Below are 10,331 nucleotides of genomic sequence, written 5' to 3' on the forward strand. Positions count from 1 at the left end.
CGCTTCCTGCCCAATCTGCAGTATCGACGCTTCTGGATTGAGAGCGAAAACCGCTGGGTTCGCCTGCGTGTGTCGAACGCCGGATTGCGAACGATTGACAAGAATGGCATTGATGCCGTGCTCGCCGATTTGCGCGCGCGCGGCGAGATCTGATCAGGAGAGCAAGCATGCGCGACAAGATCAAGCTCGAGTCCACGGCAGGCACCGGCCACTTCTACACGACGACAAAAAACAAGAAGACGATGCCAGGCAAGATGGAGATCAGAAAATACGATCCCAAGGCACGCAAGCACGTCATCTACAAAGAGATAAAGCTTAGGTAGGAGGAGAGGGGGTGCAAGGCGGGTTGCGCAACGGCCAGCGAGATCGGCCAGCGCGCGCTCGCCTGGACGCCCCTGCCTGAACAGCCGCGATCCAGAGCAGCTTGAGCGCGGAAAAAAGGGGGACGATTTCCTCCGCGCGCCGCTCTGGCCCCTTCTCTTCTTTTTCTCCGTTTGCGCTCCGGAATCCTATCCTCGGCCCTATTGTGCCGCGCCGACCAGGCGGCGTGCACGCACGGCCCGCGCCAGCGTTTCCAGAACTGCTATCGAGTCATCCCAGCCCAGGCAGGCATCGGTGACACTCTTGCCGTATTCGAGCGTTTGCCCAGGAATCAGGTCCTGCCGGCCTTCGACCAGGTGCGATTCGATCATCACGCCGATGATCCGCTCGTCACCCGCGGCCAGTTGCGCAGCCACATCCTTTGCCACCTCCATCTGTTGCTTGTAGCGCTTGTTGCTGTTGGCGTGCGAGAAGTCGATCATCAGGCGTGCGGCCAAGCTGGCGCCGGCGATTTGCCGGCAGGCCGCGTCGACCGAGGCGGCGTCGCAATTCGGCCGATCGCCACCGCGCAGGATGACGTGGCAGTCCTCGTTGCCGGCAGTCGAGACGATTGCCGAATGGCCCGCCTTGGTTACCGAGAGAAAGTGGTGCGGCGACTGGGCGGCGCGGATGGCATCGATGGCGATGCGGATGTTGCCGTCTGTGCCGTTCTTGAATCCGACTGGGCAAGACAGCCCGGACGCCAGTTCACGATGGACCTGCGATTCGGTCGTGCGGGCGCCGATCGCTCCCCAGGCGATCAGGTCAGCCGTGTACTGCGGCGTAATCGTATCCAGGAACTCGGTCGCGCAGGGCAGGCCGAGGTCGTTGATTTCAAGCAGCAAGCCGCGTGCCAGGCGCAGTCCTTCGTTGATCCGGAAGCTGTTGTCGAGCCGCGGATCGTTGATCAGACCCTTCCAACCGACCGTCGTGCGCGGCTTTTCGAAATAGACGCGCATCACCAGCAACAGGTCGTCAGCAAAGCGCGATGCTTCTGTGGTCAGTCGTCTGGCGTATTCAAGCGCCGAATCGACATCGTGAATCGAGCAGGGACCGAGGATGACGAGCAGGCGGTTGTCGGCGCCATGCAGAATTCGATGGATGCTCTGGCGCGCGTTGTAGGTGGTCAGCGCAGCGCGCACGCCCACCGGAAACTCACGAAAGACATGCGCTGGCGGGACCAGTTCCTTGATTTCCCGGATGCGCACATCGTCGGTATTGGGTTTGCTCTGCAGACTCATCGTCTCTTCTCTGGCACGGTCGCCGGCGGCTGGTGGAGGGCGCGATTCTAAAGCAAACGCCGCCCCGATGGTGCACTGCAACGCCGGTCATCGGTATGCCAAGCAGGTTGGCGGGAGTGTGGCGGCGAGCCTGCGGCGAGTGCGCCGATGCGTCCGCGCGAGTTCGCTCAGGTCGCTTCGTGGGCTGCCGCGGGCAGTGCAAAGCGCCCGTCGGCCAGCGCTTGGCGCAGCGTCGACAAGGCCTTGTCGAACGTGAAGTTGCCGATCTCCTCGCCGAGCCGGCTGGCGAGGGGGCCAAGCGCCGGCGCGAGATCGGCTGCCGAATCGCACCACAGATCAATGGCCCGGGTATCGTCTTCGGCAAGCAGGTGGTCGAGTTCTTCGATGAGTTGGCGCACTCTTTGCTGGTCGCCGTGTTTTGCTTCGGCTGCGGCCGGCACGGCATTGTCGTCGTTGAGCTGGCGGATCGCTGAAACGAGCGGCAGCAGCTCGGCTTCCAGCGCATTGATCGCTGCTTCTATCTGCTCGCTTGGCGCTTTGTCGTGCAGGGCCGTTTCCGCGACGAACGATGTCGCGCGCAGCTTTTCGGCGGCGATCGTTGCGGCCACTCCCTTCAGACTGTGCGCCATGCGCTGCGCAGCGGTCAGGTCGCCGGCTGCGAGCAGGCTGCGTATCCGGCTCGCGTCGTTGCCGTGGTTCTCGGCAAACATGTGCAGCAGGCGCAAGTAGAACTCGGGATCGCCACCGACCATGCGTTTGCCGCCTTCGCTGTCCAGCCCGGCAATCGCCGCCAGGCGCGGTGAGGCGGGTAGTCTTTCGTCGTCGCTGCCGGCCTCTTCGCGCAGCTCCGGGGTGCTGGTGGCGGATGTCGGAAGCCAGCGCAACAGCGCTGCGTACAGCGCTTTCGGATTCACCGGTTTCGCCAGATGGTCGTTCATTCCTGCCGCGAGGCAGCGCTGGCGATCTTCGGCGAAAGCATTGGCGGTCATCGCGACGATGGGCAAGGACTCTCTGCCCGGCAACTGGCGAATCAGTCGGGTCGCTTCGAGGCCATCCATGACCGGCATCTGCATGTCCATCAGGACGAGTGCGTAGTCGTCGCCGATCGGTTGTTCAGCCGTGCACAGGCGCAAGAGCGCCTGGTGGCCGTCGCCGACGACATCGACCTGCAAACCGACGGCACGCAGCAACTCGCCAGCCACTTCCTGGTTGACCGGATCATCCTCGACGAGCAGCACGTGCCTGCCACGGAACTCGTAGGCACGCAACTGCTCCGCCGCCGATACTGGTGGCGCTGGCACGGGCGCGTCGAGCGCCGGGGCCTGACCGTCACCGAGCGCCTGGCCGAGGGCGACCGTCACCCAGAAAGTGCTGCCAACCTCGGGTCGGCTATCGACGCCGATCTCGCCGCCCATCATCGTGACCAGCCGCTTGCAGATGGCCAGGCCAAGACCGGTGCCGCCGAACCGGCGCGTGGTCGATTCGTCGGCCTGCGAAAAGGCCTGGAAAAGGCGCTCCTGCTGCGCCGGCGTGAGGCCGATTCCCTGGTCCTCGACTTCCAGGCGCAGGCAGAATGTCGTCGCGCGCTGTTCGGTCAGCCGGGCGCGGATCGTGATCTGTCCGCGTTCCGAGAACTTGATCGCGTTGGCGACGAAATTGAGCAGGACTTGTCCAAGGCGCAAGGGATCGCCGCGCAGAAGCTGAGGAATCGCTGGGTCGATCTCGGGGACCAGGTGCAGCCCCTTCGCCTTGCTGCGTTCGCCGAGCATGCTCAGCGTGTGGTCGATGACACGGCGCAGCGAGAAGTCGCTTTCGTCTATGCTTACCCGGCCGACCTCGATCTTCGAGAAGTCGAGGATGTCGTTGATGATGCCGAGCAGGTGCTGCGCGGCATCGCTCACCTTGGCCAGATGGGCGCGCTGCCTGGGCGGTGTGACCTCGGCCTGCAGCAGGTGGGTGAGGCCGATGATCGCGTTCATCGGCGTTCTGATCTCGTGGCTCATGTTGGCCAGGAAGGTGCTTTTCGCGCGGCTGGCAGCTTCCGCGGCCTCCTTGGCTGCGGCCAGTTCGATGGTCCTTTCGGCGACGAGTTCTTCCAGGTGGTGGCGGTATTGCTCGAGTTCGGCGGCGGCACGCTGGCGCTCGGTGATGTCGACTGCGTAGCCGACCGTGCCAGCAACCGTTCCGCGCAGCGTGACCGGCGAGCGGTACGTTTCGAACCAGCGCCGCTCGCCGCCGATCTCGATCAGTTCCTCGCTGCGCTGCGGCTGGCCGCCGGCAAGAACGGCCAACTCGGAGGCGCGGTACGCTCTGGCCAATTCGAGCGGTACGACATCTTCGTCAGTCTTGCCGAGCAACCAGTCGACCGAAGGCTTTCCGAAGGCATCGGCAAAGCGCGCGTTGACCGCCAGGAAGCGGCCTTCGGTATCCTTCAGCCAGACGAGAAACGGAAAGTTGTCGAGCAGGGCGCGTTGATACTGATCGCGAACGCGCAGCGCCTCGTCGGCGCGTGCCAGCGCGCGCAGCGGCAGCCGGCGCAGCGGAAACCAGATCAGCCCGGCCAGCAGCAGGCTGCCGATGAACAGCGGTAGTACGCCGATCAACTCGCTGCGGATCTGTTTTTCGAAAGTGAGGCGGCCGACCGGTTCGCCAAAGGCGTGCAGCGGACGGCTGCGGCTGAGCGTCGGGGCGTCGAGCGGGGGCGATTCGATGAGCATTTCGCCGGCGGCGTTGAAGACGTGATAACGCGTTTCGGCTGCCAGATGGCGTTCGAGCAGGCTGTGCATGCGGTCGGAGACGAGGTCCCATTGCTCGGGCTGTATGGCGATGAACTCCTCGAGAACGCGCGCCTGGACGCGCAGCGCCTCGTCGATCTGACGGACGGCGCTGGCGCGTACGTGCAACAGGTAGGCGACGTTGGGCAGCAACGCAACGGCGAGCGCCAGAACGCCGGTCAGGCGGGTGAGCAGCGCTACCAGTGGCTGGTGAGCCGGAGCCTTCATGGAGCCGCTGGCAGGTAGTCCTGGCGTTGCAGGATGCTGCGCGCCTTGCTGCTGCGCAGGAAGACGGCGAAGCGTTCGGCGAGCGCGTCCGGCTCCGGCGGCAGGGCAACGACCAGCGGCTTGCGCCAGGGATACGATCCGTTCTTCAGCGTCGCCAAGCTGGGCGCGACGCTGTTGATCGCCAGGGGAACGGCGCGCGCCTTGCTTGTCGTGAGCAGGCCGAGGGTGGTCGAACCCAGCGAGCCGGGCGTTTCGTTGATCAGTTTCACGGCTTCGAGATCGTTGTCGGCAGTGACCATACCGGGCCGTTGGGTAGCCGCGTCTACCGCCTTCTCCATCGCCGGAGACATGTTCTTGAGCAGCGCCGAGTCGCTTTCAAACCTGGGCCGCAGAATCAGCCTGATCGGCGAACCGTCGCGCCAGGTGGTCGTCTCGCCAGTGAAGATGCGCGCCAGTTGATCGAGTGTGAAGCCCTCTTTCTGCCGCGTGTCACGCGAGGCAAGGACGAACGGAGTTTCCGCCAGCAGGAAGCTTTGTCCAACGAGCTTGGCCTCCTCCGCTTTGACGGGCCGACCAATGACCGCCAGGCTGATCCGCTTGGCGGCCAGCGCCTTGAGCGCGCCACCGGAACCGAGCGGTGGCGACAACTGGTTCAGCGTCGCGCCCGGGACGTCCTTGCGGAATTCTTCGAAGAGCACGCGAATGATCGGTTCGGAGGAGCCCGTGCCGCCCACCGAAAGCGTCTGCGCGAGGCTGGTCGGTGCTGCAGCGAGCAAGTCGAGGAGAAGAACGAGCAGCCACCAGTGCTTGCGATTCGGATTCATCGTGGTCTCCCGTGGGGTCAGAATAGGGGTTTGCGCGGGTGGGTCAGTCGGTCGCCGCGCCACTTTCGGCATCGGCGTAGGCGGCGGCGATGCGGAGGAACTCGTCGACTCGGGCAAAGAAAGCGTCAACGACATCCGGGTCGAAGTGGCTGCCTTGCCCGTCACGAATGATCCGTAGCGCTTCCTCGACCGGAAAGGGTTTCTTGTAGCTGCGCTGAACGATCAGCGCGTCGAAAACGTCGGCAAGCGCCATCAAGCGGGCGGAGATCGGAATGGCGTCGCCGGCCAGCCCGTCCGGGTAGCCTGAGCCGTCCCAGCGCTCGTGATGATGATGGGTGATTTCCTTGGCCATGGCGAGGAAGGCGACCGGCCGCTCGGCGTCCAGTTCCGCCTGCTCGATCGCCAGATAGCCGAGGCGACAATGCGTTTTCATGATCTCCCATTCATCGGCAGTTAACTTGCCGGGCTTGAGGAGAATGCTGTCCGGAATACCGACCTTGCCGATGTCGTGCAGCGGAGCAGACTTGACCAGGACCTCGATATTGGGCGGCGTCAGAAAGGCGGCAAAGCGCGGGTGAGTGCTCAGTTGCTGGGCCAATGTATGCACGTAGGCCTGCGTGCGGCGCAGATGGTTGCCGGTTTCCGGGTCGCGCACCTCGGCCAGGCGCGCCAGCGCATGAATACTGACGTCCTGGATGCGCAGGTTTTCCGCCATGCGCCGGGCGACTTCGGCCTCCAGTCCGCGGTTGCGGTCTTGCAGCAGGTCGCGGGCTGCCTTCAGTTCGAGCTGCGTTCGCACGCGGGCGACGACGATCGCCGGCCTGATCGGCTTGGTGATGTAATCGACGGCGCCCAGGGTCAGACCGCGCTCCTCGTCGTCGCTGCTTTCCAGGGCCGTGACGAAGATGACCGGGATGTCGGCGGTGGCCGGGTTGGCGTGCAGTTCGGCGAGAACGCCGTAGCCATCCATCTCGGGCATCATGACATCAAGCAGGATAAGGTCGGGTGGCGGCCGGCTGTTGGCCACCTGCAACGCCCGGCGCCCCGAGTTGACCGCCCGTACGCGGTGCTGCGGGCTCAGCACGCCGCTCAGAACCGCCAGGTTCTCGGGCGTGTCATCGACGATGAGGATTGTTGCCATCAGGCTCCCAGTAAGCGGAGCGCGAGGCGCTCGTCAATGAATTATTGCGCCATTTTGCCGCTGGTGCAATTGACGACAGGTCGCTGTGCGCCAGTGGGAGTCCGGCAGGGAATGGAGCAGCGCGAGCACGTTCGGGCCGCTGTTGGTTGTTCCCCTTCTGTCCATCTCTCTGGCACGGCAAGCACGCAGCGCCAGAGCATGTGCCGCTTACCTCTCAGTTTGCCTGGCTCCCCTCCATTTCCAACGACTTCTTAGAGCGCGAGGTGCCTCATGCCCACTTGCATCGTCTCGCCTCGGATTTCCGCTGCAGAGTGCCTGCGGCCACCAGCTCGCCTGGGCGTCGCCCGCGCTTTCGATTGCGCTGCCAATGACACGATGAAAGCCATTGCTTGACTTGCGGCCGCAGAGCACATAGAATCTCCGGTCTTTGTCGCGGTCGCCGGGTTGTCGCGCGCGGACGCGGATCATGTCTACTGCCAGGGTGGTCTGTTGGCTGCGCTGGTCTCCTGCAGGTGCCGCTTTAGTGTTCTGCCGGTGGCTGCATCGAAAATTGGGGTGGAAGAATGCCAACTATTAACCAGCTCGTGCGCAAACCTCGGGAAGCGGTACGCAGCAAGAGCAAAGTGCCGGCCCTGGGCAATTGTCCGCAGAAACGTGGCGTGTGTACCCGCGTCTACACGACCACGCCGAAGAAGCCGAACTCGGCTCTGCGCAAGGTGTGCAAGGTGCGTTTGACGAATGGCTTCGAGGTGATCTCGTATATTGGCGGCGAAGGCCACAATCTGCAGGAGCACTCGGTGGTCCTGATCCGTGGTGGTCGTGTCAAGGATTTGCCGGGCGTTCGTTACCACACGGTGCGCGGCTCCCTGGATACTCAGGGCGTGAAGAAACGCAAGCAAGGTCGTTCGAAGTACGGTACCAAGCGCCCGAAGGCGGCTTGAGTCACTGTTTTAGCGGCTGTTTGCGCGAAGGCCGCGCTCAACGCGTGGCCGGGAGGGGGGCGTGCGCGTTCCCCTTCGATTGAAATGTAATTGAGAGAGGTTCTTATGCCACGTCGCCGTGAAGTGCCCAAACGCGATATTCTGCCGGACCCGAAGTTCGGTAGCGTCGACGTTTCGAAGTTCGTCAATACGATCATGAAAAGCGGCAAGAAATCCGTTGCCGAACGGATCGTCTATGGCGCCTTCGACCAGATCGTCAGCAAGAGCGGCAAGGATCCGCTCGAGGTGTTCGGCCTCGCGCTTGGCAACATCAAGCCCTTGGTCGAGGTCAAGAGTCGCCGTGTCGGTGGCGCCAACTACCAGGTGCCTGTCGAAGTCCGGCCAAGCCGCCGCATGGCGTTGGCGATGCGCTGGCTGCGCGAGTCGGCACGCAAGCGTTCCGAAAAGTCGATGGGGCAGCGCTTGGCGGCCGAGATGCTGGACGCGTCGGAAAGTCGCGGTGGCGCGGTGAAGAAGCGCGACGAGGTCCATCGCATGGCCGAAGCCAACAAGGCGTTCGCACACTTCCGGTTCTAAGGCGGACCATAAGGCATCACTCGCGGCGCCTCTACGGCTGCCGTTGATCGTTCTTTATCATTCAAGGCTTATACTGTGGCACGCAAAACCCCTATTGAGCGTTACCGGAACATCGGTATCAGCGCGCACATTGATGCCGGCAAGACCACGGCAACTGAGCGTATCCTCTTCTACACCGGGATCAACCACAAGATTGGTGAAGTCCACGACGGTGCGGCGACGATGGACTGGATGGCGCAAGAGCAGGAGCGTGGGATCACGATCACCTCGGCGGCGACGACCTGCTTCTGGAAGGGCATGCAGCTCGACCGTCCCGAGCACAGAATCAACATCATCGATACGCCCGGGCACGTCGACTTCACGATCGAAGTCGAGCGCTCGATGCGCGTTCTGGACGGCGCGTGCATGATCTACTGCGCCGTCGGCGGGGTTCAGCCGCAGTCTGAAACGGTCTGGCGGCAAGCGACCAAGTACAAGGTTCCGCGGCTTGCCTTCGTCAACAAGATGGACCGTCAGGGGGCCGATTTCTTCAAGGTCGTCGAGCAGATGAAGCTCCGTCTGAAGGCGAACCCAGTGCCGATCGTCATCCCGATCGGGCGGGAAGAGCGCTTCGAAGGCGTCGTCGATCTGATCAAGATGAAGGCCATCTATTGGGACGAAGCCTCGCTTGGGATGAAGTTCGACTATCGTGAGGTGCCGGCCCAACTGCGTGCCGAGGCCGACGAGTGGCGCGGCAAGATGGTCGAGGCGGCGGCCGAATCGAGCGAAGAGTTGATGGACAAGTACCTCGAGGAAGGTGATCTGAGCGAAGCCGAAATCATCGAAGGCCTGCGCCGGCGGACAATCGCCTGCGAGATTCAGCCCGCCTTGTGTGGCACGGCGTTCAAGAACAAGGGCGTGCAGCGGATGCTCGATGCGGTGATCGACCTCCTGCCTTCACCAGTAGACATTCCGCCGGTCGTTGGCGAAAAGGATGACGGAAGCTCGACGACGCGTGAAGCGGCCGACGACGCCAAGTTCTCGGCGCTCGCTTTCAAGCTGATGACCGATCCCTACGTTGGCCAGCTCACGTTCATCCGCGTCTATTCCGGTGCGCTCAAGTCGGGCGACACGGTGTACAACCCGACCAAGGGCAAGCGCGAGCGGATCGGTCGCCTCCTCCAGATGCACGCCAATAACCGTGAGGAAATCAAGGAGGTCCTGGCTGGCGATATTGCCGCCTGCGTCGGCCTGAAGGAAGTGACCACCGGCGAAACGCTGTGCGATCCGGCAGCAACGATTACGCTCGAACGGATGATCTTCCCGGAGCCGGTGATACACGTCGCAGTCGAGCCGAAGACCAAGCAGGACCAGGAGAAAATGAGCGTCGCGCTCGGTCGGCTGGCACAGGAGGACCCGTCTTTCCGCGTGCGTACCGATGAAGAGTCGGGTCAGACGATCATTTCCGGCATGGGGGAACTGCACCTGGAAATCATCGTCGACCGCCTGAAGCGCGAGTTCGGTGTAGACGCCAACGTTGGCGCGCCGCAGGTTGCCTACCGCGAATGCATCAAGAAGGCTGTCGAGCAAGAAGGAAAGTTCGTCAAGCAATCGGGCGGACGCGGCCAGTATGGGCACGTCTGGCTGAAGATCGAACCCAACGAGGCCGGCAAGGGCTACGAATTCGTCGATGCAATCAAGGGCGGAACGGTGCCGCGTGAATACATCCCGGCGGTCGACAAGGGCTTGCAGGATGCCATCACCAGTGGTGTTCTGGCTGGCTTCCCGGTGGTCGATGTCAAGTTCACCCTCTTCGAGGGTTCGTACCACGACGTGGACTCGAACGAGAATGCTTTCCGGATGGCCGCCGCGATCGCCTTCAAGGAGGGCATGCGACGCGCCTCCCCGACGCTGCTCGAACCGATGATGGCAGTCGAGGTCGAGACTCCGGAGGACTACATGGGCAACGTCATGGGCGATCTGTCCAGCCGCCGTGGCATGGTCCAGGGAATGGAAGACCTGCCCGGCAACATGAAGGCGATCAAGGCCGAGGTGCCGCTTGCCGAGATGTTTGGTTACGCGACGACGCTGCGTTCCTTGTCCCAAGGGCGCGCCACGTATTCGATGGAATTCAAGCATTATGCCGAGGCACCGAAGAACGTCGCTGAAGCGGTGATCAACAAGAAATAGGATTGTTAGTGAGGAAACGCTAAATGGCCAAGGGAAAATTCGAACGTACGAAGCCGCACGTGAATGTGGGCACGATT

The 10,331-nt window shown here is 62.9% G+C and carries 9 protein-coding genes; 5 read left to right on the forward strand and 4 right to left on the reverse strand.

Annotated elements, in window-relative coordinates; genetic code table 11:
- The coding region (locus RKP46_RS00635; protein WP_311104848.1) for a bL28 family ribosomal protein at positions 1 to 153 on the forward strand (153 nt) is incomplete at its 5' end.
- Positions 154 to 167: 14 nt separating this feature from the next.
- The gene (gene rpmG, locus RKP46_RS00640) at positions 168 to 323 is read left to right on the forward strand and encodes a 50S ribosomal protein L33 (protein ID WP_311104841.1); all 156 of its coding nucleotides are present in this window, start codon (positions 168 to 170) and stop codon (positions 321 to 323) included.
- A 198-nt stretch (positions 324 to 521) separates the two neighbouring features.
- Here rpmG and aroG read toward each other — a convergent pair whose 3' ends face one another.
- The 4 genes from aroG to RKP46_RS00660 form a co-directional block, all read right to left on the reverse strand.
- Positions 522 to 1,601, reverse strand: coding sequence for a 3-deoxy-7-phosphoheptulonate synthase AroG (gene aroG / locus RKP46_RS00645; protein ID WP_311104842.1), 1,080 nt, complete (start codon positions 1,599 to 1,601; stop codon positions 522 to 524).
- Between the two features lie 167 nt (positions 1,602 to 1,768).
- Entirely contained in the window at positions 1,769 to 4,603 is a 2,835-nt protein-coding gene (locus tag RKP46_RS00650) for an ATP-binding protein (protein ID WP_311104843.1), read from the reverse strand.
- Complete coding sequence (locus RKP46_RS00655) at positions 4,600 to 5,427, reverse strand: substrate-binding domain-containing protein (protein WP_311104844.1); 828 nt, start codon at positions 5,425 to 5,427, stop codon at positions 4,600 to 4,602. Before RKP46_RS00655 ends, RKP46_RS00650 begins: the two co-directional genes overlap by 4 nt.
- Before the next feature lie 43 nt (positions 5,428 to 5,470).
- Positions 5,471 to 6,568 carry a two-component system response regulator gene (locus RKP46_RS00660; protein ID WP_311104845.1) on the reverse strand — a complete coding sequence of 366 codons (1,098 nt, stop codon included), beginning with the start codon at positions 6,566 to 6,568 and terminating at the stop codon, positions 5,471 to 5,473.
- 563 nt (positions 6,569 to 7,131) lie between these two features.
- On the opposite strand from RKP46_RS00660, the gene rpsL reads away from it, so the two are divergent.
- The 3 genes from rpsL (at position 7,132) to fusA (ending at position 10,254) form a co-directional block, all read left to right on the forward strand.
- Positions 7,132 to 7,509, forward strand: coding sequence for a 30S ribosomal protein S12 (rpsL, locus tag RKP46_RS00665; protein ID WP_287652050.1), 378 nt, complete (start codon positions 7,132 to 7,134; stop codon positions 7,507 to 7,509).
- A gap of 105 nt (positions 7,510 to 7,614) precedes the next feature.
- On the forward strand, positions 7,615 to 8,085 hold the full coding sequence (rpsG, locus tag RKP46_RS00670; RefSeq protein WP_311104846.1) for a 30S ribosomal protein S7: 471 nt from the start codon (positions 7,615 to 7,617) through the stop codon (positions 8,083 to 8,085).
- A 75-nt stretch (positions 8,086 to 8,160) separates the two neighbouring features.
- A complete protein-coding gene (gene fusA, locus RKP46_RS00675; protein ID WP_311104847.1) occupies positions 8,161 to 10,254 on the forward strand; it encodes an elongation factor G in 2,094 nt (697 codons plus the stop codon).
- Positions 10,255 to 10,331: the final 77 nt, after the last annotated feature.

Origin of the sequence: Accumulibacter sp., from assembly GCF_031732815.1 — a bacterium.
In the GTDB taxonomy this organism is placed as follows: domain Bacteria; phylum Pseudomonadota; class Gammaproteobacteria; order Burkholderiales; family Rhodocyclaceae; genus Accumulibacter.